This is a genomic window from Solwaraspora sp. WMMB762 (assembly GCF_049179115.1).
In the GTDB taxonomy this organism is placed as follows: domain Bacteria; phylum Actinomycetota; class Actinomycetes; order Mycobacteriales; family Micromonosporaceae; genus Micromonospora_E.
In genome coordinates, this window is sequence record NZ_JBMHMD010000001.1 from 644962 (window position 1) to 669437 (window position 24476).

At 72.2% G+C, this 24476-nt stretch carries 22 protein-coding genes, 1 tRNA gene and 1 pseudogene; 22 read left to right on the forward strand and 2 right to left on the reverse strand.

From position 1 onward, the window contains the following. Nucleotides 1-85: 85 nt before the first annotated feature. Entirely contained in the window at nucleotides 86-424 is a 339-nt protein-coding gene (locus ACN27J_RS03055) for an SCP2 sterol-binding domain-containing protein (protein ID WP_278168800.1), read from the reverse strand. A 161-nt stretch (nucleotides 425-585) separates the two neighbouring features. Here ACN27J_RS03055 and ACN27J_RS03060 point away from each other — a divergent pair, with 161 nt between their 5' ends. The 13 genes and pseudogenes from ACN27J_RS03060 (at nucleotide 586) to ACN27J_RS03120 (ending at nucleotide 15686) form a co-directional block, all read left to right on the forward strand. After that, the gene (locus tag ACN27J_RS03060; protein ID WP_421363306.1) at nucleotides 586-1188 is read left to right on the forward strand and encodes a phasin family protein; all 603 of its coding nucleotides are present in this window, start codon (nucleotides 586-588) and stop codon (nucleotides 1186-1188) included. Next, nucleotides 1185-1463 carry a hypothetical protein gene (locus ACN27J_RS03065; RefSeq protein WP_421363309.1) on the forward strand — a complete coding sequence of 93 codons (279 nt, stop codon included), beginning with the start codon at nucleotides 1185-1187 and terminating at the stop codon, nucleotides 1461-1463. Before ACN27J_RS03060 ends, ACN27J_RS03065 begins: the two co-directional genes overlap by 4 nt. 26 nt (nucleotides 1464-1489) lie before the next feature. Beyond that, entirely contained in the window at nucleotides 1490-2308 is an 819-nt protein-coding gene (locus tag ACN27J_RS03070; protein WP_421363312.1) for a TlyA family RNA methyltransferase, read from the forward strand. A gap of 29 nt (nucleotides 2309-2337) precedes the next feature. Next, nucleotides 2338-3234: an NAD kinase gene (locus ACN27J_RS03075; RefSeq protein WP_278174477.1), complete on the forward strand. Its 897-nt coding sequence runs from the start codon at nucleotides 2338-2340 to the stop codon at nucleotides 3232-3234. 47 nt (nucleotides 3235-3281) lie between these two features. Next, nucleotides 3282-5039, forward strand: a complete 1758-nt coding sequence (gene recN, locus ACN27J_RS03080) for a DNA repair protein RecN (protein ID WP_421372087.1) — start codon at nucleotides 3282-3284, stop codon at nucleotides 5037-5039. A gap of 96 nt (nucleotides 5040-5135) precedes the next feature. After that, entirely contained in the window at nucleotides 5136-6314 is a 1179-nt protein-coding gene (steA, locus tag ACN27J_RS03085; protein ID WP_278168804.1) for a putative cytokinetic ring protein SteA, read from the forward strand. 50 nt (nucleotides 6315-6364) lie between these two features. Further along, the gene (locus tag ACN27J_RS03090) at nucleotides 6365-7300 is read left to right on the forward strand and encodes a copper transporter (protein WP_421363316.1); all 936 of its coding nucleotides are present in this window, start codon (nucleotides 6365-6367) and stop codon (nucleotides 7298-7300) included. 27 nt (nucleotides 7301-7327) lie between these two features. Continuing rightward, nucleotides 7328-8185, forward strand: coding sequence for a hypothetical protein (locus ACN27J_RS03095; protein WP_421363319.1), 858 nt, complete (start codon nucleotides 7328-7330; stop codon nucleotides 8183-8185). Between the two features lie 13 nt (nucleotides 8186-8198). Then, entirely contained in the window at nucleotides 8199-9848 is a 1650-nt protein-coding gene (gene murJ, locus ACN27J_RS03100) for a murein biosynthesis integral membrane protein MurJ (RefSeq protein ID WP_421363321.1), read from the forward strand. Then, nucleotides 9845-11056, forward strand: a complete 1212-nt coding sequence (locus ACN27J_RS03105) for a glycosyltransferase family 4 protein (RefSeq protein WP_421363323.1) — start codon at nucleotides 9845-9847, stop codon at nucleotides 11054-11056. The genes murJ and ACN27J_RS03105 overlap by 4 nt, the downstream gene beginning before the upstream one ends. Continuing rightward, nucleotides 11056-13188: pseudogene (locus ACN27J_RS03110) on the forward strand (hypothetical protein); the annotation flags it as partial. The gene ACN27J_RS03105 and the pseudogene ACN27J_RS03110, both read left to right, overlap by 1 nt. A gap of 144 nt (nucleotides 13189-13332) precedes the next feature. Next, the gene (locus ACN27J_RS03115; RefSeq protein ID WP_278168810.1) at nucleotides 13333-15033 is read left to right on the forward strand and encodes a CTP synthase; all 1701 of its coding nucleotides are present in this window, start codon (nucleotides 13333-13335) and stop codon (nucleotides 15031-15033) included. Then, entirely contained in the window at nucleotides 15033-15686 is a 654-nt protein-coding gene (locus tag ACN27J_RS03120; RefSeq protein WP_421363326.1) for an NUDIX domain-containing protein, read from the forward strand. The genes ACN27J_RS03115 and ACN27J_RS03120 overlap by 1 nt, the downstream gene beginning before the upstream one ends. 119 nt (nucleotides 15687-15805) lie before the next feature. Here the strand turns inward: ACN27J_RS03120 and ACN27J_RS03125 are convergent, their stop codons facing one another. Continuing rightward, nucleotides 15806-16057 (reverse strand): TM2 domain-containing protein, encoded by a 252-nt coding sequence (locus ACN27J_RS03125; RefSeq protein WP_278168812.1) that lies wholly within the window; start codon nucleotides 16055-16057, stop codon nucleotides 15806-15808. 259 nt (nucleotides 16058-16316) lie between these two features. On the opposite strand from ACN27J_RS03125, the gene ald reads away from it, so the two are divergent. The 9 genes from ald to ACN27J_RS03170 all read left to right on the forward strand — a co-directional run bounded on the left by ald (nucleotide 16317) and on the right by ACN27J_RS03170 (nucleotide 24422). Then, nucleotides 16317-17432 carry an alanine dehydrogenase gene (ald, locus tag ACN27J_RS03130; protein ID WP_421363328.1) on the forward strand — a complete coding sequence of 372 codons (1116 nt, stop codon included), beginning with the start codon at nucleotides 16317-16319 and terminating at the stop codon, nucleotides 17430-17432. Nucleotides 17433-17440: 8 nt separating this feature from the next. Beyond that, nucleotides 17441-18409, forward strand: coding sequence for a site-specific tyrosine recombinase XerD (locus ACN27J_RS03135; protein ID WP_421363331.1), 969 nt, complete (start codon nucleotides 17441-17443; stop codon nucleotides 18407-18409). Nucleotides 18410-18649: 240 nt separating this feature from the next. Further along, nucleotides 18650-19579, forward strand: coding sequence for a ParA family protein (locus ACN27J_RS03140; protein ID WP_123601316.1), 930 nt, complete (start codon nucleotides 18650-18652; stop codon nucleotides 19577-19579). A gap of 78 nt (nucleotides 19580-19657) precedes the next feature. Beyond that, a complete protein-coding gene (locus ACN27J_RS03145) occupies nucleotides 19658-20560 on the forward strand; it encodes a segregation and condensation protein A (protein ID WP_421372088.1) in 903 nt (300 codons plus the stop codon). Then, the gene (gene scpB / locus ACN27J_RS03150) at nucleotides 20557-21351 is read left to right on the forward strand and encodes an SMC-Scp complex subunit ScpB (protein ID WP_421363334.1); all 795 of its coding nucleotides are present in this window, start codon (nucleotides 20557-20559) and stop codon (nucleotides 21349-21351) included. The genes ACN27J_RS03145 and scpB overlap by 4 nt, the downstream gene beginning before the upstream one ends. Further along, nucleotides 21338-22078 carry a pseudouridine synthase gene (locus ACN27J_RS03155; RefSeq protein ID WP_421363337.1) on the forward strand — a complete coding sequence of 247 codons (741 nt, stop codon included), beginning with the start codon at nucleotides 21338-21340 and terminating at the stop codon, nucleotides 22076-22078. The genes scpB and ACN27J_RS03155 overlap by 14 nt, the downstream gene beginning before the upstream one ends. Before the next feature lie 99 nt (nucleotides 22079-22177). Further along, nucleotides 22178-22858 carry a (d)CMP kinase gene (cmk, locus tag ACN27J_RS03160; RefSeq protein WP_421363340.1) on the forward strand — a complete coding sequence of 227 codons (681 nt, stop codon included), beginning with the start codon at nucleotides 22178-22180 and terminating at the stop codon, nucleotides 22856-22858. Then, nucleotides 22855-24240, forward strand: coding sequence for a ribosome biogenesis GTPase Der (gene der / locus ACN27J_RS03165; RefSeq protein ID WP_123601320.1), 1386 nt, complete (start codon nucleotides 22855-22857; stop codon nucleotides 24238-24240). The genes cmk and der overlap by 4 nt, the downstream gene beginning before the upstream one ends. A 108-nt stretch (nucleotides 24241-24348) precedes the next feature. Continuing rightward, a tRNA-Pro gene (locus tag ACN27J_RS03170) sits at nucleotides 24349-24422 on the forward strand. The last annotated feature ends 54 nt before the right edge of the window (nucleotides 24423-24476 follow it).

Consider the following 24476-nt stretch of genomic DNA (forward strand, 5'->3'; position numbering starts at 1 on the left):
CGGGTCGCAGCCTACGCTGACCGGGGACCGGGTCGCCGGGTGAGCCGGGCCGGTGGACGCGGACGTGGCCACGGAGCGGGTCGGTTCACAGCAGCTTCCGGAGCTTCAGCAGGTCGAACGGGCTGGCGCTGACCGACAGCCGTCGGGCCGCCAACGCGCGACCTACGTCGAGGTCGCCACGGACCAGCGCGAGCAGGTCGTCACTGCCGATGTTCATGGCGATCTTGGCCTTCGGGTCGTCCCCGTCGGCGAGGTCGACGAGACGACCGTCGGTAAGCCGTCCGTGGAACGCGGCGCCGAGATCGGTGATCCGGCAGGCGAGGGTACGGTCCAGGTTGACTCGTTCGCGTACCTGGTCGGCGTTGCCCTCGAGCCGGGTGGCGAGCTCCCGCAGTGCCTGCCGACACTCGTCGACGCTGGCCACAATCGCACCTCCCGGGCTTCGCGGTGGGTCGCGGTGCCCGGGCCGGGCACCGCGACCGGTGGTCGCACCACCGGTGTTCAGCACAGGCACCGTACCGCACCGCGGCGTCGCGTCCCGGTAGCGTGTCAACCGAACATTCTCCGCGGTGAAGGAGTCGGACCATGCGTGACGCCTGGCGGGCGTACCTGGAACTGGCCCTCGGCCTGACCGAGGCGTCCCGGAAGAAGGCCGAGCAGACTGCGCGGTCGTTGGTCGGCAAGGGCGGGGCGACCGCCGCCCAGCTGCAGGCGGTGGCGGAGGACCTGCTGTCGGCCGGCACCGCGAACCGTGAATCACTCACCCGGCTGGTGCGAGCGGAGGTGGACCGGGCGCTCGGCGCAGTGGGCCTGGTCAAGGCCGAGGAGGTCGTGGCGCTGCGGGCCCGGATCGACCGGCTGGAGGCCGACATGGAGCGGGCCCGGAGCCGGGCGGCCGCCGCTTCGGCGGCCGCCGCCACGGCCGAGGCCGCGATTCCGCCGTCCGCCGGTCCGGGGAGGGGCAGCACCGGTGACGCGACGGGCGAGCCGGCGACCGCAGCCACCGGACAACCGGCGCAGGGGGCCGGGGCCGAACCAGCGGTGGCCAGCAAGGCGGTGGCCAAGAAAGCCGCGGCGAAAAACACGGTCGCGAAGAAGGCAGTGGCAAAGAAGGCCGTCGCCAAGAAGTCCCCGGCCAGCAAGACGGTGGGCCGCAGATCCGTCGACGGCTCGGCGGGTGGGCGGTGACCGGCCCGGTGCCGGGGCCCCCACCCGGTGGCCGGGTCTCGCCGACCCCACCCGGCGCGGCCGCCGCGCCGGGCACCGCGGCGGTGGGCGGCAAGGTCGACGGTACGGACGTTACCGCCGGCAGTACCGATACCCGGACCGGGCACCCGGCGGTCGACGCGGCCATCGAGGCGGTCCGTAACGCCGCTGGTCTGCCGCCGGCCGACCAGATCGCCCAGTACGAAGCGGCGCACGGCACCCTGCAGGAAGCTCTCGCCACCATCGACCAGGCCTGACCGGCCGAGATCCTCCCCGGAGTCGCATGGCACGCCGTAACCGCCTCGATGTGGAGCTGGTCCGCCGCGGACTCGCGCGGTCCCGTGAACAGGCCGCCGAGTTGATCGCGGCCGGGCGGGTGGAAGTGCGCGGCGTCGCCGCCGCCAAGGCCGCAGCGATGGTCGATCCGGCGGAGGCAGTCCGGCTGCTCGGCGGGAACCCGGCGGACGGGTACGTCTCCCGGGGTGCGCACAAGCTGATCGGCGCCCTGACCGGCACCGAAGTCGCGGTCGCCGGTCGGCGTTGCCTGGACGCCGGGGCCTCGACCGGCGGCTTCACCGACGTGCTGCTGCGGCGTGGCGCGGCCGAGGTGGTCGCGGTGGACGTCGGCTACGGACAGCTGGCCTGGTCGCTGCGGGGCGATCCACGGGTACGCGTCCACGAACGGACCAACGTCCGTACCCTCACCGCCGACCGGATCGACGGCCCGGTCGGGTTGACCGTGGCGGATCTGTCGTTCATCTCGCTGCGGCTGGTCCTTCCCTCGTTGGTCGCCTGTACCGAGCCGGACGGCGATCTGTTGCTGATGGTCAAGCCACAGTTCGAGGTCGGCCGGGAGCGGGTCGGTTCCGGTGGGGTGGTGCGCGATCCGCAGTTGCGAGCCGAGGCGGTGCTCGCTGTCGCGCAGGCCGGTGCCCAGCTTGGCTTCGGCGTCTCGGCGGTGGTCGCCAGCCCACTACCCGGCCCGCGGGGCAACGTCGAGTTTTTCGTCTGGTTCCGGGCCGACGCGCCGCCCGTCGACCCGCTCCGGGTGCGGGCTATCGTCGACGCCGGTCCGGCCACGGAAGAAGGTGGAGCGCGGTGAACGCGACAGTCCCGACCGGCGGGGCGCCGATGGCCCCCCGCGGTGCCAGAGCGGCGCTGCTGGTCACCCACACCGGTCGGCGGCGCAGCACCGACCATGCCCGGACCGTCGCCGCCGACCTGATCGAGGCGGGTTTCGAGGTACGGGTGGTCGCCGAGGAGGCCGACGATCTGGATCTGCCCGGAGTGCAGCCGGTCGGTGGTCCGGCGGCTGCCGACGGGGTGGAGATCGTGTTCGCGCTCGGCGGTGACGGTACCTTCCTGCGCGCCGCGGAGCTGGCCCGTCCGGCGAAGGCCCCGCTGCTCGGGATCAACCTCGGCAAGGTCGGGTTCCTGGCCGAGGCCGAGATCGGTGATCTGGACCGGGCGGTCCGGCAGGTGGTGGCCCGCGACTACACAGTGGACGAACGATTGACCCTGGACGTGCGGGCCGAGCTGGAGTACGGCGTCACCATCGACTCGTGGGCGCTGAACGAGATCAGTGTCGAGAAGGGGCAGCGCGCCCAGATGCTGGAGCTGATGGTCGACGTGGACGGCCGACCATTGTCGCGCTATGGCGCGGACGGGGTGGTCTGCGCTACGCCGACCGGGTCGACCGCGTACGCGTTCTCGGCCGGCGGTCCGGTGGTGTGGCCCGAGGTCGAGGCGCTGCTGCTGGTGCCGATCAGCGCGCACGCGCTGTTCAGCCGGCCGCTGGTGACCGCGCCGAGCTCCACCTTCGTCATCACCGTCGACCCGTACACCACGTTCGCGGTGCTGTGCTGCGACGGCCGGCGGGTCTACGATCTGCCGCCCGGTGCGCGGGTGACAGTCCAACGGGGCGACCTGCCGGTGCGGGTGGTCCGGCTGCATCCGCGCCCGTTCAGTGACCGCCTGGTCGCCAAGTTCGATCTGCCGGTCAACGGTTGGCGGGGCAACCGGCGCTGACCGCCCCGGGTAGTCAACGTCGCGGCCCGCTACTACTGTCGGTGGCTGTGCTGGAAGAGCTGCGCATCACCGGGCTGGGCGTCATCGACGACACCACGCTGCCGTTGACCGGCGGCATGAACGTGATCACCGGTGAAACCGGGGCCGGCAAGACGATGGTGGTGACCGGGCTGGGGCTGCTACTCGGTGGCCGGGCCGACGCCGGGCGGGTCCGAGCGGACCCTGGCCGGGCGGTCGTCGAGGGCCGGCTGCGGCTGGTCGGTGCCAGTGGAGCCGTGGTGCGCGAGCGGGTCGCCGACGCCGGAGGCGAGCCTGACGAGGACGATGTCCTGCTGCTCAGCCGTACGGTGACCGCCGAAGGACGGTCCCGGGCGCACGTCGGCGGCCGCGGCATGCCGGTGTCGGTGCTGAGCGAGATCGGTGCCCAGGTGGTCGCCGTGCACGGGCAGTCCGACCAGTTGCGGCTGCTGCGCCCGGCTGAGCAGCGGGCGTCGCTGGACCGGTTCGCCGGGGCCGACCACGACAAGCTGCTCGCGGCCATGCGGGAGACGTACGGTCGGTGGCGCCAGGTCAGCGACGATCTGGCCGACCGGCGGCGCAACGCCCGCGAGCGCAACCAGGAGGCGGACCTGCTCCGGCTGGGTCTCGACGAGATCACCCGGGTCGATCCGCAGCCGGGCGAGGAGGCCGCGCTCAAGGCCGAGGCGCAACGGTTGGAGCACGCCGAAGGGTTGCGTACCGCCGCCCAGCTGGCCGCCCTCGCTCTTGCCGGCGGCACCGAACCGGCCGACGACACGCCGGACGCGACCGGTCTGCTCGGCACCGCCCGCCGGTCGTTGGAGGCACAGGCCGGCGTCGACCCGGCGCTCGGCGAACTGGCGGCCCGGGTGACCGAGGCGGCGACGCTGGTCGGCGACGTGGCGGCGGAACTGTCCGGCTACCTCGCGGCACTGGATGCCGATCCACAGCGTCTGCAGGTGGTCTACGAGCGGCGGATGGCGCTGCGCGGGCTGACCCGCAAGTACGCCGACGATGTGGACGGGGTGATCAGCTGGGCGGAGCGGGCCCGGTCCCGGCTGGCCGAGTTGGACACCTCCGACGAGCTGTTGGACGAGCTGGACCGGGAACGTGCCCGGCTGGCCGACGAGGTGGCGGAGCTGGCGGCCCGGGTGTCGGCGGCCCGTCGGCAGGCGGCGGCGCGTTTCGCCGAGTTGGTGAGCGTGGAGCTGGCCGGGCTGGCCATGCCGCACGCCCGGATCGAGGTCGCGGTGCTCGCCCGGCCGGCGGGCCGGGGCGAACCGACGCTGACCGTCGACGGTGTCGACGCCGGCGTCGGCCCGGACGGTGCCGACGAGGTCGAGCTGCGGTTGCTGGCGCATCCGGGTGCGCCGCCACTGCCGTTGCAGCGGGGTGCCAGCGGCGGCGAGCTCTCCCGGGTGATGCTCGCCATCGAGGTGGTGTTCGCCGGAGCCGGCGGCCCGCCGACGTTGGTGTTCGACGAGGTCGACGCCGGGGTGGGTGGGCAGGCCGCGGTGGAGATCGGTCGTCGGCTTGCCCGGCTTGCCCGTAGCCATCAGGTGTTGGTGGTGACGCACCTGCCGCAGGTGGCGGCGTTCGCCGACCGGCATCTGGTGGTGGCGAAGGACACCGGGGGAGCGGTGACGACCAGCGGCGTGCGGGTGGTCGAGGACACCGACCGGGCGCGGGAACTCGCCCGGATGCTCGCCGGGCTACCCGACTCGGATCTGGGTATCGCGCACGCGGAGGAGCTGCTCGCGGTCGCCGCTCGCGATCGACGGGGTTGACCTGCCGGAGTCGGCCCGGTGTGTCTGACCTGCCGGTAGTGGCACAGCGGGCATGTCGTGTCGGTGTTCACCGCCCAACATGCCAGGATGGTAGGGATGCGTCTACCCACCTTGCGCCGAGCTCGTAGTCCCGAGCCCGGAACGATCTCCGGCACGGCACGGCTCGACCGCCGGACGAAGCGCCTTGCCGGTCGGCTCCGGCCAGGTGACATCGCGGTCATCGACCACGTGGACCTGGACCGGGTCGCGGCCGACTCGTTGGTCGCCGTCGGCGTGGCCGCAGTCCTCAACGCCAAGCCGTCGGTCTCCGGTCGGTACCCGAACCTCGGTCCGGAGGTGCTGATCCAGGCGGGTATCCCCCTGGTCGACGGCCTTGGTGAGGACGCGTTCGAGAAGATTCGCGAGGGCGACACGGTACGGGTCGACGGCGCCGAGGTCTTCGTCGGCGACGACCGGGTGGCGTCCGGGGTACGCCAGGACGCGGATTCGGTCGCCAAGGCGATGGCCGAGGCCAGGGAAGGACTCTCGGTCCAGTTGGAGGCGTTCGCCGCCAACACGATGGAGTACCTCAAACAGGAACGAGACCTGCTGCTGGACGGGGTCGGCGTACCGGACATCGAGACCAGGATCGCCCGCCGGCACTGCCTGATCGTGGTCCGGGGTTACGACTACAAGGCAGACCTGGACGTGCTGCGGCCGTACATCCGGGAGTTCAAACCGGTCCTGATCGGTGTGGACGGGGGAGCGGACGCGCTGGTCGAGGCCGGCTACACCCCCGACATGATCATCGGGGACATGGATTCGGTCACCGACGACGTGCTGCGCTGCGGCGCCGAGGTGGTCGTCCACGCCTACCGCGACGGCCGGGCGCCCGGCATGGACCGGGTCCGCGAACTCGGGGTGGAGGCGTTGACCTTCCCGGCGGCGGCGACCAGCGAGGATCTCGCCATGCTGCTCGCCGACGAGAAGGGCGCGTCGCTGATCGTCGCGGTCGGTACCCACGCCACGCTGGTCGAGTTTCTCGACAAGGGGCGGGGCGGGATGGCCTCCACCTTTCTGACCCGGTTGAAGGTCGGCGGTAAGCTGGTCGATGCCAAAGGGGTGAGCCGGCTGTACCGGCAGAGCATTTCCGGCTCGTCGTTGCTGCTGCTGGTGCTCTCCGCGATCGCCGCCATGGCGTCCGCCGTGGCGGTTTCCACGGTCGGTAAGGCCTATCTCGGGGTCGCATCCGAGTGGTGGGACAATTTCGTCTTCCAGTTGGGTCAGCTCTTCTAGCGCGGACGAAACTACTGGTCAGCGCAGACGGATCGGAGAAGGCGGCAAGTGTGATCAACTTCCGTTACCACGTGGTGTCGCTCACCGCGGTGTTCCTCGCCTTGGCGATCGGCCTCGTGGTCGGCACCGCTGCGCTGAACGGCCCGGTTGCCGATTCTCTGAGCGACAATGTGAATGCGCTCCGCAAGGACAACACGCAGTTGCGGGAAACCGTCAACTCGCTGCGTGAGGAGGTCAACCGTGAGGAGGACTTCGTCGCCGAGGCCGCGCCGATCCTGCTCGCCGACAAGCTCGCCGGTCGCCGGCTGCTGGTGATCTGTCTGCCCAGCGGCCGGGACCATGCCGAAGGCGTGATGGCCGCGCTCGACCTCGCCGGAGCGACGTTGACCGGCCGGATCGACGTGCAGGACAAGTTCGTCAACCCGGACAACAGCGTGGAGTTGCTGGAGCTCGCTACGGCGGCGGCCCGCCCCACCATCCCCACTGCCGGACTGCCCGGTAACAGCGACGGGGTGGAGACCTCCAGCGCGCTGCTGGCCAGCGCGCTGGTCGACCGAGAGGAGCCGCCGGCAGTCGAACCGGCGGACCTGGCGGCGCTGCTCGACGCGTACGGCGACGCCGGCTACATCACCGTCGAACAGGAGGTCACCGGACCTGCTGAGGCGGTCGTCGTGGTCAGCGGGCAGCCGTACGTCGACCGGGACGCCGCCAAGAAGGACGCCGCGGTGGTCACCATGGTGGTGCAGTTCGACCGGGTCAGCCAGGTCGTGGTGGCCGGGACCGGCTCCAGCGACGGGAACCTGATCTCCGCGGTCCGCAACGACCCCACGCTGACCCAGTCGATCTCGACCGTCGACAACGGCAACACGACCGCCGGCCAGGCGGTGACGGCGCTCGCCGTGGCCGAGCAGTTCACCCTCGATCAGGCCGGGCATTACGGGCTTGGCGCGGGTGCCACGTCGTTGATGCCGAAACGTCCTGAATAGCACCCTGTCGACGGAGTGAAACCCCTGATGCCGAATCGTGGCCCGCTGGGCCTGTTGCTGCTCGGTGCCGCCGGTGCCGTCGCCGCCCGCGTCGCACTGCGGACCGCCAAGCGGATCGCACCCGGTGGCGCATTGGAGCGCACCAACTTCCGGGGCCGTTCGGTGAGCCTCGCCGGCGGCCCTGCCCTCGCTGCCGCCGCGTCGACCGCCGCCGCGTTCGGGGCCGCGAGCCCGCCTGCCGCCGCAGCGGCCCTGGTCGCCGGTGCCGGTGCCGGAGCGGTCGGGCTCTACGACGACATCGTCGGCGCCCGACCGGACCAGCGGGCGGCCAAGGGCTTCGCCGGGCATCTCTCGGCGCTGCGGTCCGGCCGGGTGACCAGTGGGCTGGTCAAGATCGTGGGGGTCGGCGCCGCCGCCACCGCTGCGGCCGCGCTGCTCGCCGCGGATCGCCGGGACACCGCCCGCCGACCGGTCACCCGGGCGGCCGACGTGCTGCTCGGTGCCGGCGTCATCGCCGGCACCGCCAACCTGGTCAATCTGTTGGACCTGCGTCCCGGGCGGGCGGCCAAGGCCGGGCTGCTGATCGCCGCCCCGTTGCTGGCCGGCCCGACGGCAGGCACCGCCGCGGGGACCAGCGGCGCGGTGCTCGGGCTGCTCCGCGACGATCTCGACGAGCAGGTGATGCTCGGCGACTGCGGCGCCAACGCGCTGGGTGCCCTGCTCGGGGTCGCCGTCGCGCAGCGTACCGGGCCGGCCGGCCGCGCGGCCGTGCTCGCCGTGCTCGCCGGGCTGACCGCAGCGAGCGAGCGGGTCAGCTTCACCCAGGTGATCGCACGCACCCCCGGCCTACGTGAGCTCGACGCCCTCGGCCGCCGGACACCCTGACCAGGACGCGGCAATGACCAACTCGGCGGTCGGCACCCGGGTCGCCGGTGCCGCCGCGCTGATCGCGGTGCTCACCGTGGCAAGCCGGCTGGCCGGGGTCGGCCGTACCGCAGTCTTCGCCTGGTCGGTGGGGCCGACCGCGCTGGGCGACATCTACCTCGCCGCCAACACCATCCCCAACATCATCTTCGAGATCGTCGCTGGGGGAGCGCTGGCCAGCCTCGTGGTGCCGCTGCTCGCCGGTGCGGTGGCCGCCGGTGACCGTAGCGCCGTGTCCGCGACCACGTCGGCGCTGCTCACCTGGACGCTGGCCCTGCTGATCCCGCTCGCGGTACTGCTCGCGTTCGCGGCCGGGCCGATCGTGCGGCTACTCGACGCCGACGCCGGTCCCGCGCAGATCGACGCCGGCACCCTGATGCTGCGGCTGTTCGCCCCGCAACTTCCGCTGTACGGGATCGCCGTGGTGCTCACCGGAGTGCTGCAGGCGCACCACCGGTTCGCCTGGCCGGTGATCGCCCCGCTGCTGTCCAGCGTCACGGTGATCGGCACCTACCTGACCTTCGCCGCCACCGAGGGACGGCTGGCCGACCTGCCCGGGGTGGGCGCGTCAGGCCAGCTGCTGCTGGCCGCCGGTACCACCGGCGGAGTGGCCGTGCTGTCGCTGTGCCTGTTCGTGCCGCTGCGCCCGCTGGGTCTGCGGCTGCGACCCGGCCTACGGTTCGTTGGCGCGGCCCGCGACGCGGTCGGCGGGCTGGCGGCGGCCGGCGCGGTCACCGTCGGCGCGCAGCAGCTCGCCATACTGGTCGCGGTCTGGCTCTGCCTCGCCGGTGGCGCGCCGCAGGGCAGCGTCGTTCTGTTCACGCTGGCCCAGACGGTGTTCCTGCTGCCCTGGTCGGTACTCGCGGTGCCGCTGGCGACTGCGGCGTACCCGACCCTGGCCGCAGCCCACAGCCACGGGGACATCGCCGGGTACCGGTCCAACCTCGGTCCGGCCGTACGCGGCGTGGTCCTGCTCTGCTGTCTCGGCGCGGCCGTCCTGGTCTCGATCTGCCTTCCGGCTGCGGCCTTTCTGGTCCCGGCCGGGCAGGCCGGGACGCTGGCGGCCGGCATCGCCGGCTTCGCTCCGGGCCTGATTGGCTACGGTATGTTCGCGATCGGCTCCAGGGCGCTGTACGCGGCCGGCCGCCCGGCGCCTGCCGCCGCAGCGGTGGCCGGCGGCTGGAGCTGCGTGCTGGTCGCCGCGCCGGTGCTGTCGCTGGTGCTGCCGGACCGCGACCGGGTCCTCGCCTTGGCGCTGGCCAACGCGCTCGGCATGTTGGTGATGGGGCTGCTGCTGGTCGTGGCGCTTCGCCGGGTCGGCGGTGGCGCGGTGCTGACCGGACTCGGCCGGGCGACGGCGACCGGTCTGGTGGCCAGTGCCGCTGCGGCGGCTGCGGGCGCCGGCGTGGCGTACCTGACCGGGCCGGGGCCGACCACCCCGACCGTGCCCGGCGTGCTGCTGCAGGGCATGCTGTCCGGGGCGACCGGGTTGGCGGTCTTTCTCGCGGTGGCCCTGCCTGCGGACCGCCACGATCTGCGGCCGATGGTTGTTGGTGCGGTGCGCCGGACCTGGCGGCTGGCGGCCGGCCGGCGACGGGACGGGAAGGGGACGGAGTCGCGGTGAGTGATCGGACGGACGACCGCTGGAGGGGTGCGGTCCTGCTGCTGATCGGCTCCAGCACGGGCGGTATCGGCCAGCACGTCGCATCCCTGAGCCGCGGCCTGGTGTCGGGCGGGGCGCGGGTGACCGTGTGCGGTCCGCTCGCTGTCGAACAGCAGTTCCGGTTCACCGCGTCCGGTGCCCGGTTCGTCCCGGTGGAGATCCCGGCCAACCCGACCCTGGCCGACGCCCGCGCGGTGACCGCGATCCGCCGCGTCCTCGCCGACGGGGCCGACGTGGTGCACGCGCACGGACTACGCGCCGGATTCGTCGCGGCGCTCGCCCGACCGTCCGCGCCGATCGTGGTGACCTGGCACAACAGCATTCTCGCTGGTGGACTGCGGGGGCGGCTCGCGCGGCTGGTCGAGCGGAGGGTGGCGCGGGCCGCCCAGGTGACCCTCGGCGCCTCCGCCGACCTCGTCGAGCGGGCATTGGCGCTCGGCGCGTCCGATGCCCGGCTCGGCCCGGTGGCGGCGCCGGAGTTACCCGCGCCGAGACGCAGCCGTGCCGCGGTTCGGGCGGAGTTCGGTGTCGGCGCCCATCGACCCCTGGTGCTCTCGGTCGGCCGGCTGCACCCGCAGAAGCGCTACGACCTGCTGGTCGACGCCGCCGCCGGGTGGCGCGAACTGACCCCACCGGCGCAGGTGGTGATCGCCGGAACCGGGCCCAGCTACCTGTCCCTGGCGGCGCAGATCTCGGCGGTACGGGCACCGGTCACCCTGCTCGGCCACCGTCATGACGTGGCCGACCTGCTACTCGGTGCCGACCTGGCGGTGGTCAGCAGCGACTGGGAGGCTCGACAGTTGTTCGCCCAGGAGGCGCTGCGGGCCGGCGTACCGTTGGTGGCGACCGCGGTCGGCGGATTGCCCGAACTGGTCGGAGACGCCTGCCGGTTGATTCCGCCCGGCGACCTGGCCGCACTGGACGGCGCTGTGCGCGAGTTGCTGAGCGACCATCAGCAGCGGGCCGACCTGGCCGATCGTGGACCCCGGCAGGCCGCCGGCTGGCCGACCGACGCGGACAGTCTCGACCTGGTCCGCGCCGTCTACCGGGAGTTGACCGACGGGCGGGGCGTCACCGGCGGGCGGAAGGTAGCCGGCGGTCAGTCGGTGCCGGGCCGCCGCAACGGGCCGACCGACCGCGACGACCGACCCGTGGACGGGAGCGGCTGATGCGTCACCGGGTCGTGCCGCTGCTGCTGATGTCGGTGCTGCTGGCCGCCGGCGTGGCGGCACTGGCCGACCGGCCGGCGGTGGGCACCTCCGGCCGCAGCGCCGACTACGTGGTGATCGTCGGAGTTCCGGGCCTGCGCTGGGACGACATCGACCGGCGGACGACGCCGACGCTGTGGCGGCTGGCGGAGCAGGGCTCGATCGCCTCACTGTCGGTGCGGTCCGCGCAGCGGCCGACCTGTCCGGCCGACGGCTGGGTCACCCTCGGTGCCGGCAACTACGCGGCTTACGACGGCACCGCCGGCGACGGCACCTGCCCGCCAGCGCAGATCGCCGTCGAGCAACCCGACGGCATCGGCGGATACCTGACGTCGCAGCCCGCGACCGTACGCCTCAACCAGGAACGTCTCGCCTGGGGCGCGGTGCCCGGCGCGTTGGCCGAGTCGGTGCGGTGCACCGTGGCCGTCGGGCCGGGTGCCGCGCTGACCGCCGCCCGGCCGTTCGGCCGGGTCGACCGCTACGAGCCGGAACTCCCGCAGGACCCAGCGGACCTGCTCGCCTCCTGCGTGCTGAGCGTGGTTGACGCCGGAGTGGTCGCCGGTTCCGACCCGACCGAACGGGCCGCCGCCGCCCGGCAGGCCGACGCGACGCTGGCGCGGGTCCTGGCGGCCCGCCCGCAGCGCTCACTCGTGCTGGTCGCCGGGCTGGCCGACACCAGCGCACCGACCCGGCTGCACGTCGCGATCGCCGACGGCCCCGGCTGGGACGCCGGCTGGATGACGTCGCCGACCACCGGCCGGGACGGCTACCTGCAGCTGGTGGACCTGGCGCCGACCGCGCTGCACGTGCTCGACCGGGACCAACCCGACGGGCTGTTCATCGGCCAGCCGGCGAGTTCGGCACCCGGCCGGCCGGAGGACCTCGCGACGGCGATCGCGTACCCGGCCGACGCCGACCGGGAGGCCCGCGCCCAGCGACGCGCCGCGGTCTGGTTCTTCGGCCTGCTCACCGGGTTCCACACGGTCCTCGCCGTGGCAGTCGTACCGTTGCTGCGCCGGGTCCGACGCACCGCGGGGCGGCCCGGCCCGGACCCGGTCACCCGACGGGCCAACGCCGTCATGGAGGTGCTGCTGATCGCGGCCGCGCTCGTCATCCCGGCGGCGCTGCTGGCCGAGGTGGTGCCCTGGTGGCGCAGTGGCCAGCCCGGCCCTGCGTTGGCCGTGACCACGGTGCTGGCGGTCGCCGCCGCGACGGCGGCGGTCCGGTTCAGCCGTTCCTACCGGCACACGCTCGCCCCGATGATGCTGGTCGCCACGATCGCGGCGGCGGTCGTCGCCGCCGACGTGCTGACCGGGGCCCGGCTGCAACTCAACGGCGTCACCGGGTACTCCGCCTCCGAAGGCGGTCGCTACGCCGGGCTCGGCACAGTGGGGCTGGGAATGCTGATCGCCGGCACCCTGCTGGCCGCCGGTTGCCTGGCCCAGCGGGTCCGGCGTGGCTGGCGGGTGACGGTGGTGGTCACCATCGGTGGTGCAGCGGTGATCCTGGTCGGCAGCCCTTACCTGGGTGCCGACCCGGTGGGAGCGATCGCGTTGACCGCCGGGGTGGCGATCACGGCGGCGATCAGCACCGGTGGTTGGCTGAGCGTGCCCAGAGTGGCGTGGGCGACGATCGCGGGTCTGCTGGTGACCGCCGGCTTCGCACTGCTCGATCTGCAGCGGCCGGAGACCGAACGGGGCAGCCTGGGACGGTTCCTCACCGCACTGGCCGACGGCACCGGCGGTCTCACCCTGCACCGTTCCTCGGCGGCCAACATGTCGGCCCTGCTGAGCAGCCCGTTGACGGTGCTGGCGCTGGTCGCCGCGGTACTCGTGTGGTTCGCCCTGCTGCAGCCGTGGGGCGGGCTGAAACGGCTGTTCGGCATCTACCCGGCGGTGCGGGCGGCGATGGCCGGCATCGCTGTGTCCTCGGTGATCGGCGGCGGACTCGCGGGTTCGGCGCTGGACGTGGCTGGTGCGGCGGCGGCGGTGACCGTGCCGCTGGCCGCGCTGGTGGCGTTGCGGGTGCTCGGGCACTCGGCGGACCGGACCAGACCGTTGACCGGCCCGGCGGGCTCGGCGGGCTCGGCCGAGCAGACCCCGGCGAAGGCACCCAACGAGGTCAGCGGGTCCGCTGTTTCGGCAGGTGTTACCGTGGAGTCCCGTGGATCGCGCCAGCAGCTTCATCAGTGACGCGCCGGTCTGCACGACCAGTCAGACGACCCACGGGAGCACGCCTTGGCCCCTTCGACACAGACGGTACGGCACATTTTCGTCACCGGGGGCGTCGCGTCCTCACTCGGCAAGGGGTTGACCGCATCCAGCCTGGGCAACCTGCTCAGCGCCCGCGGACTCCGGGTGGTGATGCAGAAGCTCGACCCGTACCTCAACGTCGACCCCGGCACGATGAACCCCTTCCAGCACGGTGAGGTGTTCGTCACCGACGACGGCGCCGAGACCGATCTCGACGTGGGGCACTACGAGCGGTTCCTCGACCGTGACCTGTCCTGCAAGGCCAACGTGACCACCGGTCAGATCTACTCCGAGGTCATCGCGAAGGAACGCCGGGGCGAGTACCTCGGCGACACGGTGCAGGTGATCCCGCACATCACCAATGAGATCAAGGCCAGGATCCGGGCGATGGGGGAGCCCGACGAGCACGGGCTGATCCCCGACGTGGTGATCACCGAGGTGGGCGGCACTGTCGGCGACATCGAATCGTTGCCGTTCCTGGAGGCGATCCGCCAGGTCCGCCACGATGTCGGCCGGGACCGCTGCTTCTACCTGCACGTGTCGCTGGTTCCCTACCTGGTGCCGTCCGGCGAGCTCAAGACCAAGCCGACGCAGCACTCGGTCGCCGCGCTGCGCAGCATCGGTATCCAGCCGGACGCGATCGTGTGCCGCTCCGACCGGGAGATCCCGGACAAGTTGAAGCACAAGCTGTCGCTCTACTGTGACGTGGACCGGGAGGCGGTCATCGCCGCCCCCGACGCGCCGAGCATCTACGACATCCCGAAGGTGCTGCACCGGGAGGGCCTCGACGCCTACGTGGTGCGCCGGCTGGGCCTGTCCTTCCGGGACGTGGACTGGACCAGTTGGGACGACCTGCTGGAGCGGGTGCACCATCCGCGACACACCGTGACCGTGGCGCTGGTCGGCAAGTACGTCGACCTGCCGGACGCGTACCTGTCGGTGACCGAGGCGATCCGGGCGGCGGGGTTCGGGCACCGGGCGCGGGTGCAGATCCGGTGGGTGCCCAGCGACGAGTGTGTCAGCCCGAACGGTGCCGCCGCCGCGCTCAGCGGGGTCGACGGGATCGTGATTCCGGGCGGGTTCGGGGTGCGGGGCATCGAGGGCAAGATCGGCGCGGCCCGGTACGGGCGGGAGAACGGTGTCCCGGTGCTCGGGCTCTGCCTCGGCCTGCAGTGCATGGCGATCGAGGTGGCCCGCAACGGCGCCGGTCTGGCCGGTGCCAACTCCGCCGAGTTCGACGAGGAGGTCGAACACCCGATCATCGCGACCATGGCCGACCAGGAGCAGATTGTCGCCGGCAAGGGGGACATGGGTGGCACGATGCGGCTGGGCGGGTACCGGGCGTTGCTGGCCGAGGGCTCGATCGTCGCGCAGGCGTACGGGGCGACCGAGGTCAACGAGCGGCACCGGCATCGCTACGAGGTGAACAACGCGTACCGGGAGGTGTTGGAGAAAGCCGGGTTGCGGATCTCGGGTACCTCGCCGGACGGCCGGCTGGTCGAGTTCGTCGAGCTGGACCGGGCTGAGCACCCGTTCTTCGTGGCCACCCAGGCCCATCCGGAGCTGAAGAGCCGTCCGACCCGGCCGCATCCGTTGTTCCACGCCTTCGTCGGTGCCGTGATCACCTATTCGGAGGCCGACCAGTTGCCGGTGGATCTGGCGCCGGCCCCCGGAGGCCGGGCCTGATGCGGGACCATGAGCCGGACGCCGAAGATGGCTCGGGTGGTCACGTCTACCAGGTGTTGTCGCGGACCGACCGGTTCTCCGGCCCGGTCTTCTCGGTGGTCAGTGACGAGGTGACGATGCCGGGCGGCGGTGCGGCCAGGCGCGACTACGTACGGCACGTCGGCGCGGTCGCAGTGGTCGCGCTCGACGAGGCCGGACGAGTGGTGCTGATCCGTCAGTACCGCCACCCGGTGGGCCGGCAACTGTGGGAGCTACCCGCCGGCCTGATCGACGTCGCCGGGGAGGAACTGCCCGCCACCGCCCGCCGGGAGCTCGTCGAGGAGGCCGACCTGACCGCCGGTCGGCTCGACCTGCTCGTCGATGTGCACCCGTCGCCGGGATTTTCGGACGAGACGGTCCGGATCTTCCTCGCCCGGGACCTCACCCCGGTGCCGGAGCAGGACCGGCACCACCGCCACGACGAGGAGGCAGAGCTGCAGGTCCGCCTGGTCGATCTCGACGAGGCGGTCCGGATGGTGCTGGCCGGCGAGATCACCAACGGTCCGGCGGTTACCGGTCTGCTGGCTGCCGCCTGCGCCCGGCAGACGGGGTGGGCAGCGCTGCGCGCCGCCACCGAGCCTGCCTCGCGCCCGCCCGGCGGCGCAGCGCGCTGACCCGGTGTATGCCGAACGGCGGCCGGGGCGGATGTCGTCCGCCCGACCGCCGTTCGGCTTGTCGTAATCGCCGCTCGGCGACCGGCCGGATCCGCCGTGGTCGCCGAGTAGTCGGGTGGTCAGTCGCGCAGCGGCCGACCCTGGGCGTCGGTGCCGCCGTTGACGAGGACGAGAATCCCGTCGATCAGGCCCCAGAGCGAACCGAGGCCACAGGTGACGACGCTGACGACCAGCTGGAGTACGGCAATCTTGGTATGGCCTGTGTAGAACCGGCCGACGCCGAAGCCGCCCAGCAGGATGCCGAGGACGCCGGCGATGATCTTGCTTTTGTCGGAGACGCCACCGGCGCCAGGATGCTGAGGAAAGGTCATGAAGCGGCAATGTAGTGACCTTGGTCCAGGTCGTCGCAGCGAAGGTCCGGATCCTGGGAAAACCGTGAACGGGTGCTACCTGGTGGTCTCGGACCTTCACTCTGTGTGGCCAGCTGACCGGTGGTTGCGCAGGATGACACACCGTCAAGCCACGCCGCCATCGACTGTCAACGTGCGGGCTGTCGGACCCGTCGACCGGATCTAGACTTCGCCGGGAGACGAGTTCGGGCAGCGTGGCCCGCGGAAAGGTGACGGCGACGTGAAGGTTGGCATTCCCCGCGAGGTCAAGAACCACGAGTACCGGGTGGCGATCACCCCGGCCGGGGTGCACGAGTTCACCCGGGCCGGTCACCAGGTGACGGTGGAGACTGGCGCCGGCGTCGGATCCTCCATCACCGACGACGAGTTCGCCGCCGCCGGAGCGAGCATCGCCCCGAGCGCCGACGATGTCTGGGCAAGCGCCGACCTGGTACTCAAGGTGAAGGAGCCGGTCGCCGAGGAACACCACCGGATGCGTCCCGGCCAGGTGCTCTTCACCTACCTGCATCTTGCGGCGTCGCGGGAGTGCACCGACGCCCTGCTGCGGCAGCGGGTCACCGGAATCGCGTACGAGACGGTGGAGAACGCAGACCGGTCCCTCCCGCTGCTCGCCCCGATGTCCGAGGTCGCCGGTCGGCTGGCCGCGCAGGTCGGCGCGTACCACCTGATGCGTCCCGGCGGCGGGCGCGGCGTGCTGATGGGCGGGGTCCCCGGCGTCTACCCGGCGAAGGTGGTGGTCATCGGGGCCGGGGTGTCCGGGATGAACGCGGCGGCGATCGCGCTCGGGATGCACGCCGACGTCCTGCTGCTCGACCGGGACATCAGCAAGCTGCGGCAGGCGGACGCGATCCACCAGGGGCGGATGAAGACGGTCGCGTCGAACACCTACGAGGTCGAGCGGGCGGTGATCGACGCGGACCTGGTGATCGGCGCGGTCCTGGTGCCCGGGGCGAAGGCACCCAGGATCGTCACCAACGAACTGGTGTCCCGGATGAAGCCCGGCAGTGTGCTCGTGGACATCTCGATCGACCAGGGAGGGTGTTTCGAGGACTCCCGGCCCACCACCCACGCCGAACCCGTCTACCCGGTCCACGACTCGGTCTTCTACTGCGTGGCGAACATGCCGGGCGCCGTCCCGCACACCAGCACGTACGCGTTGACCAACGTCACCCTGCCGTACGCCCTCGAACTCGCCAACCGGGGCTGGCGCGACGCGCTGCGCCACGACCGGGCTCTCGCCGCCGGTCTGAACACCCACGACGGCGAGATCACCTCCGGCCCGGTGGCCGAGGCACACGGCCTGAGCAGCCGGTCGTTGGCCGAGGCGTTGGGCTGACCGGCGCCGTGCCGCCGCCGACGGTGCCGCCGGCCCCCGCGCTGCGGCACGCTGTCCGCAGCTACCTGGACCACCTGACCGTCGAACGCGGGCTGTCCCAGCACACCCTCCGGTCGTACCGGCGCGACCTGGACCGATACCTCGGCACGCTGGCGAACCTGGGGATCGACGAGCTGGCCAAGGTGGGGTCGGCGCAGATCACCGGGCACCTCGCCGCGCTGCGGTCCGGCGCCGACGGGCAGCCGCCGCTGTCGGCCGCGTCCACCGCCCGGGCCGCCAGCGCCATCCGCGGGCTGCACCGGTTCGCTGTCCGGGAGGGACACGCCGACTCCGACGCCGGCCGCGACGTCCGTCCCGCCGTCCCGCCGCGCCGGCTGCCCCGGGCGCTGGACCTCGACCAGATCGAACGGCTGCTGGCCGCCGCCGGCGCGGTGGACGGTCCGGTGCCGCCGTTGGCCGTACGCGACCGGGCGCTGCTGGAGTTCCTCTACGGCACCGGGGCGCGGATCTCCGAGGCGGTCGGTGCCGCCGTCGACGACCTCGACCTGGCCACCGGGGCGGTCCTGCTCCGCGGCAAGGGCGGCCGGCAGCGGGTGGTCCCGGTCGGCGGGTACGCGGCCGACGCGCTGCGGGCGTACCTGACCCGGGTGCGGCCGGCCCTCGCGGCGGCGGGCCGGGGCAGCCCGGCCGTCTTCCTCAACGCGCGGGGCGGGCAGCTGTCCAGGCAGAGCGCGTGGACGGTGCTACGGCGCGCCGCCGAACGCGCCGGGCTGCCGGTGAGCGGGGCGCATCCGGTTTCCCCGCACACCCTGCGGCACTCGTACGCCACCCATCTGCTCGACGGCGGCGCGGACGTACGGGTGGTCCAGGAACTGCTCGGGCACGCGTCGGTGACCACCACTCAGGTCTACACTCTGGTGACCGTCGACCGGCTCCGGGAGGTCTACGCCACCTCCCATCCGCGGGCCCGTCATTGACCCGCTCCGCGTGCCTACGGTTGATCCATAGGCGGGTGCGGGTGAGGACGTCGGGCGTACCCGGGTCAAGCCGGGTCGACACGCCGGACCGGTGTCCGCCGCACCCCGGCCGGGTGGCGTACAGTCGGGCAACGGCGCGGCTTTCGTACGGCGGCAGGCGAAGGCCCCGCAGCGGCGACGCCGCTGCAGACGCCGGTCGGCTCCGGCGCCGAGCAGTCGTCGGGAGGGGGCGCACAGGACATGGCGGGCAACAGTGACCGTGCCGAGGCGTGGACCTCGACGCTCCGCGAACAACAGGCGGGGCTCGATCTGAGCGCGGAGCTCGGTCCCGCCGATCCGACCGCCTACACCATGCGCAAGCCGATCCCCGAGCCGATGCCGACCGACCGGCACGGCCCGGCGCGGATCATCGCGATGGCCAACCAGAAGGGCGGCGTCGGCAAGACCACCACGACGATCAACCTCGGTGCCGCGTTGGCCGAGTACGGACGCCGGGTGCTGCTGGTCGACTTCGACCCGCAGGGCGCGTTGTCGGTCGGGCTCGGGGTCAACCCGCACAACCTCGATCTGTCGGTCTACAACCTGCTGATGCAGGACGACGTCACCGCCGAGGACGTGCTGATCAAGACCGACGTCGCCGGTCTGCACCTGCTGCCGGCCAACATCGACCTGTCGGCCGCGGAGATCCAGCTGGTCAACGAGGTCGCCCGGGAGATGGCCCTGGCCCGGGTGCTCAAGTCGATCCGCAAGGAGTACGACTTCGTTCTGATCGACTGCCAGCCCTCGCTCGGTCTGCTGGCGATCAACGCGCTCACCGTGGCGCACGGTGTGCTGATCCCCCTGGAGTGCGAGTTCTTCAGCCTTCGCGGGGTGGCGCTGCTGCTGGACACCATCGACAAGGTTCGCGAGCGGCTCAACTTCGACCTGGAGCTGGAAGGCATCCTCGCCACGATGTACGACAGCCGTACCACCCACTGCCGGCAGGTGCTGCAGCGGGTGGTCGAGGCGTTCGGCGACAAGGTCTACCAGACGGTCATCACCAAGACGGTGAAGTTCCCCGAGTCGACGGTGGCCGGCGCGCCGATCACCAGTCTCGACCCGGCCTCGTCCGGGGCCCGCAACTACCGGCAGCTGGCCCGTGAGGTCATCGCGCACCAGGCGGAGCGCTAACCTGCGGTGCAGCTCGTCGAGCAGGTGGACTACGGTCGACGGGTGAGCGCTCCGACGGTCGACGCGACAGCTGGGCAGGTGGCCGAGAGGGCACCCGGCTCCGGTGACGCCGCCGGGGTGGCCCTGCCCGGCGAGAGCACCGGATTCACCGTCCGGCTGGACAACTTCACCGGCCCGTTCGACCTGTTGCTGCAGCTCATCGGTAAACACAAGCTGGACGTAACCGAGGTGGCGTTGCACCAGGTCACCGATGAGTTCATCGCCTACATCCGGGCGATGGGCGACGACTGGGACCTGGACGAGGCCAGTGAGTTCCTGGTCGTCGCGGCGACCCTGCTCGACCTCAAGGCCGCCCGGCTGCTGCCGGCAGCCCAGGTCGAGGACGAAGAGGATCTGGCTCTGCTGGAGGCCCGGGACCTGCTGTTCGCCCGGCTGTTGCAGTACAAGGCGTTCAAGGAGGCCGCGGCGCACATCGCCGAGCTGGAGACCGCCGGGGCCCGCCGCTATCCCCGCTCGGTCACCATGGAGGAGCGGTACGCGCAGGCGCTGCCTGAGCTGGTGCTCGGTATCGGTCCGGAGCGGCTCGCGAAGCTCGCGATCAGGGCGATGACGCCACGCGTCGCACCGGTCGTCTCCATCGACCACGTGCACCAGATCCGGGTGAGCGTGCGGGAGCACGCCACTCTGTTGCGTGACCGGCTGCGCCGGATGGGCACCGCGACGTTCCAGACGCTGTGCCTGGACTGCGAGTCCACCCTGGAGGTCGTCGCACGCTTCCTCGCGCTGCTGGAGCTCTACCGGGAGGGTCTGGTCGGCTTCAGCCAGGAGCAGGCCCTGGGGGATCTGAGCGTACGCTGGACCGGGGGCGCCGACGGCGGCGGGGAGCTCACCATCGACGAGTACGCCGGCCACCCGGAGGAACGGGACGCTGCGGCGGCACCGCCCGCCCAGCCGGACACCGTCCATGAGGAGACCTCGTGAGCACCGACGAGCAGCCCGACTCGCTCGCCGAGCAGGCGGCCGCCTGGGTGCCACCGTGGGCGCGGGCCCCCGTACCAGCGGAGCGGGCCCCCGCGCCCGAACCTGAGCCGGTGTCGGCTCCCGAGCCTGAACCGGTCCCGGCTCCCGAGCCCGAACCGGTGTCGGTCGCTGAGCCGGCACCAGCTACTGAGCCGGCCCCGGTGGTTGAGCCGTCGCCGGGCCGACCGGAGGCGCTGGCGTTGCTCGACGACGGCGAGCTGCGCGCCGCGCTCGAAGCAATCATGCTCGTGATCGACGAACCCGTCGCTGAGGTGGTCCTGGCCCAGGTGCTGGAGCAGCCCACCGACCGGATCGCGGCGGTCCTCGCCGACCTTTCCGCCGGCTACACGGCGGCCGGTCACGGCTTCGACCTGCGCCGGGTAGCCGGCGGCTGGCGGCTCTACACCCGTCCGGAGTACGCACCGTACGTGGAGCGGTTCGTGCTCGACGGGCAGTCGGCACGGCTGACCCAGGCCGCGCTGGAGACCCTCGCCGTGGTCGCCTACAAGCAGCCGGTGACGCGTGGTCGGGTCTCCGCGATCCGGGGTGTCAACTGCGACGGGGTGATCCGTACCCTGTTGTCCCGTGGCCTGATCGAGGAGTGCGGCAGCGAGCCGGAGTCCGGCGCCTACCTCTACCGCACCTCGACGCTGTTCCTGGAGAAACTGGGGTTGGACAGCGTCGAGGAACTACCCTCGCTCGCGCCGTTCCTGCCCGACGACGTGGAAGAGATTGCCGATGCCCAGCGATGACGACAGCGGTGTCCAGCGTCTGCAGAAGGTGCTCGCCACCGCCGGGGTCGGCTCGCGGCGGGCCTGCGAGGATCTGATCTTTCGACGCCGGGTGACCGTCGACGGACGGGTCGCCCAGCTTGGCGACAAGGTCGACCCACGTACGGCGGTCATCCACGTCGACGGCGAACGGGTCGTCGCCGACCACCGGCTCGCCTATCTGGCGATGAACAAGCCCCGCGGCGTCGTTTCTACCATGGCAGACGAAAAGGGGCGTACCGCGCTGTCGGACCTGCTCGACCGGGTCGACCAGCGGGTCTACCACGTCGGCCGGCTGGACGCGGACAGTGAGGGACTGTTGCTCCTGACCAACGACGGCACGCTGGCGCATCGCCTGATGCATCCGTCGTACGGGGTGCCGAAGACGTACCTGTGCGAGATTGCCGGCCCGGTGCCCCGGGCGGTCGGCCGCCGGCTGCTCGCCGGTGTCGATCTCGAGGACGGGCCGGCCAAAGTGGACAAATACTCCCTGCTGGACACGCTGGGTCGCACCGCGCAGGTCGAGGTGGTGCTGCACGAGGGGCGCAACCACATCGTGCGTCGGCTGTTCGACGAGGTGGGGCACCCGGTCTCGCGACTGGTGCGGACCGCAATCGGGCCGATCCGGCTTGGTGACCTGCGGCCGGGGCGGACCCGGCGGCTGAACAACGCGGAGGTCGCCGCCCTCTTCGCGGCCGTCAGTGACTAACCAGGCATGATGGACCCGGAAAGCGGGCACTCGGCGGGTGCCCTCGTGGATGCTCCCGGGACTGCCGGGGCCGGTGGTACGGAAGAGAGGAAACCGACGGTGGCTGAGCAGGTACGGACCGGGCACTTCGTGGTGGCGGTGGATGGTCCGTCCGGATCCGGCAAATCCACCGTTTCCCGGCGACTGGCCATCGCGACGGGCGCCCGCTATCTGGACACCGGGGCGATGTACCGGGCGATCACCTGGGCGGTGCTCCGGTCCGGCGTCGATCCGCACGACACGCCCGGGGTCGTCAAGGTCGCGTCGGACGTCACCTTGACCGTCGGCACCGATCCGGCGGCACCGCGCATCAGTGCGGACGGCGTCGCGGTGGATGTCGAGATCCGCAGCCAGGAGGTCACCTCCGCAGTGTCCGCGGTGGCAGCCGTGCCGGCGGTACGCGAACGGCTGGTCGCCGAGCAGCGCGCGTTGATCGACCAGCCGGCCCCGATCGTCGTCGAGGGCCGTGACATCGGCTCCGTCGTCGCACCCGACGCCGACCTCAAGGTCTACCTCACCGCTTCGGCCGAGGCCAGGGCGATGCGGCGCAGCGCCGAGACCGCCGCCGACGTGGCGGCGACGGCGGCGGCGCTGGCCCGCCGCGACCGGCTCGACTCGACCCGGGCCGCCGACCCGTTGCAGCAGTCCGCCGACGCGGTCGAGCTGGACACCACCGGGATGGGCATCGACGAGGTCGTCGACCGGCTCCGTGAGCTGCTCGTAGCCCGGACGACCCGGTGAGCGCCGAGGCGGTCCCGGACGAGCGGACCGGGCCGGCTGCCCCGGTCCCGGTGGTCGCCGTCGTCGGGCGTCCCAACGTCGGCAAGTCCACACTGGTCAACCGGATCATCGGCCGCCGGCAGGCGGTGGTGGAGGACACCCCGGGCGTGACCCGGGACCGGGTGCCGTACGACGCCAACTGGTCCGGCCGGCAGTTCGTTGTCGTCGACACCGGCGGCTGGGAGCCGGACGCCCGCGACCGGGCCGCCGCCATCGCCGCCCAGGCCGAAGCTGCGGTGGCTACTGCCGACGTCGTCCTGTTTGTCGTCGACGCGACGGTCGGCTCGACCGATGTCGACGAGGCCGCGGTCAAGATGCTGCGACGCAGCGCCAAGCCGGTCCTGCTGGTCGCCAACAAGGCCGACAACATGTCCGTCGAGTTGGAGTCGGCCGCCCTGTGGTCGCTCGGCCTGGGGGAGCCGTACCCGGTCTCCGCGCTGCACGGTCGCGGGTCCGGCGACCTGCTCGACGCGGTCCTCGACGCGTTGCCCGATCCGCCGCCGATCACCGAGCCGGGCGGGCCGCGCGGCCCCCGCCGGGTCGCTCTGGTCGGCCGGCCGAACGTGGGTAAGTCCAGCCTGCTCAACCGGCTCGCCCGGGAGGAGCGGGCGGTCGTCGACTCCGTCGCGGGCACCACCGTCGACCCGGTGGACAGCATCGTCGAGATCGGCGGTGAACCGTGGCAGTTCGTCGACACCGCCGGGCTGCGCAAGCGCGCCAACCGGGCCAGCGGCACCGAGTACTACGCCAGCCTGCGCACCGCCGGCGCGATCGAAGCGGCCGAGGTGGCGGTCGTCCTGCTCGACGCCAGCGAAGTCCTGAGCGAGCAGGACCAGCGGGTGCTGTCGATGGTCGTCGAGGCCGGCCGGGCCTTGGTGATCGCGTTCAACAAGTGGGACCTGGTCGACGCCGACCGGCGGTACTACCTGGAGAAGGAGATCGAGCGGGACCTCCGGCGCATCCCGTGGGCGATCCGGGTGAACATCTCCGCCCGGACCGGCCGGTCGGTGGAGCGGCTCGCCCCGGCGCTGCGGACCGCGCTGGCCAGCTGGGAGACCCGGATCCCGACCGGCCAGCTCAACCAGTGGATCACCGCGTTGGTCCAGGCCACCCCGCACCCAGTACGCGGCGGCCGGGCACCGCGCATCCTCTTCGCCACCCAGGCCGGCGTGGCACCGCCCCGGTTCGTGCTGTTCACCACCGGCCCGCTCGACGCCGGCTACCAGCGGTTCGTCGAGCGCAAGCTGCGAGAGGAGTTCGGCTTCGAAGGCACTCCGATCGAGGTCACGGTGCGCCCACGCAAGCAGGTGGGTCCCGGCGGGCGGGGCAAGGCCCACGGCTGACACCCGTTGCTGCTGTGGCTGTCGTGGCTGTCGGGTGGGGGCCGCGGTGTACTGGCCGACCGGTGCGCTACGCTGTACCGGCTGTCGCCGGCGCTCTGCCGGCGAGAGCGGGACGTGGCGCAGCTTGGTAGCGCACTTGACTGGGGGTCAAGGGGTCGTCGGTTCGAATCCGGCCGTCCCGACACTTGCTAAAGAAGCCGCTGACCAGGGGATAGGACCTGGTCAGCGGCTTCTAA

Excerpts from the sequence above, each read along its gene's own strand:
- ACN27J_RS03060 (WP_421363306.1), top strand. The coding sequence starts at position 586 with ATGCGTGACGCCTGGCGGGCGTACCTGGAACTGGCCCTCGGCCTGACC.
- ACN27J_RS03070 (WP_421363312.1), top strand. The coding sequence starts at position 1,490 with ATGGCACGCCGTAACCGCCTCGATGTGGAGCTGGTCCGCCGCGGACTC.
- ACN27J_RS03075 (WP_278174477.1), top strand. The coding sequence starts at position 2,338 with ATGGCCCCCCGCGGTGCCAGAGCGGCGCTGCTGGTCACCCACACCGGT.
- steA (WP_278168804.1), top strand. The coding sequence starts at position 5,136 with ATGCGTCTACCCACCTTGCGCCGAGCTCGTAGTCCCGAGCCCGGAACG.
- ACN27J_RS03095 (WP_421363319.1), top strand. The coding sequence starts at position 7,328 with ATGCCGAATCGTGGCCCGCTGGGCCTGTTGCTGCTCGGTGCCGCCGGT.
- murJ (WP_421363321.1), top strand. The coding sequence starts at position 8,199 with ATGACCAACTCGGCGGTCGGCACCCGGGTCGCCGGTGCCGCCGCGCTG.
- ACN27J_RS03120 (WP_421363326.1), top strand. The coding sequence starts at position 15,033 with ATGCGGGACCATGAGCCGGACGCCGAAGATGGCTCGGGTGGTCACGTC.
- ACN27J_RS03125 (WP_278168812.1), bottom strand. The coding sequence starts at position 16,057 with ATGACCTTTCCTCAGCATCCTGGCGCCGGTGGCGTCTCCGACAAAAGC.
- ACN27J_RS03140 (WP_123601316.1), top strand. The coding sequence starts at position 18,650 with ATGGCGGGCAACAGTGACCGTGCCGAGGCGTGGACCTCGACGCTCCGC.
- ACN27J_RS03155 (WP_421363337.1), top strand. The coding sequence starts at position 21,338 with ATGCCCAGCGATGACGACAGCGGTGTCCAGCGTCTGCAGAAGGTGCTC.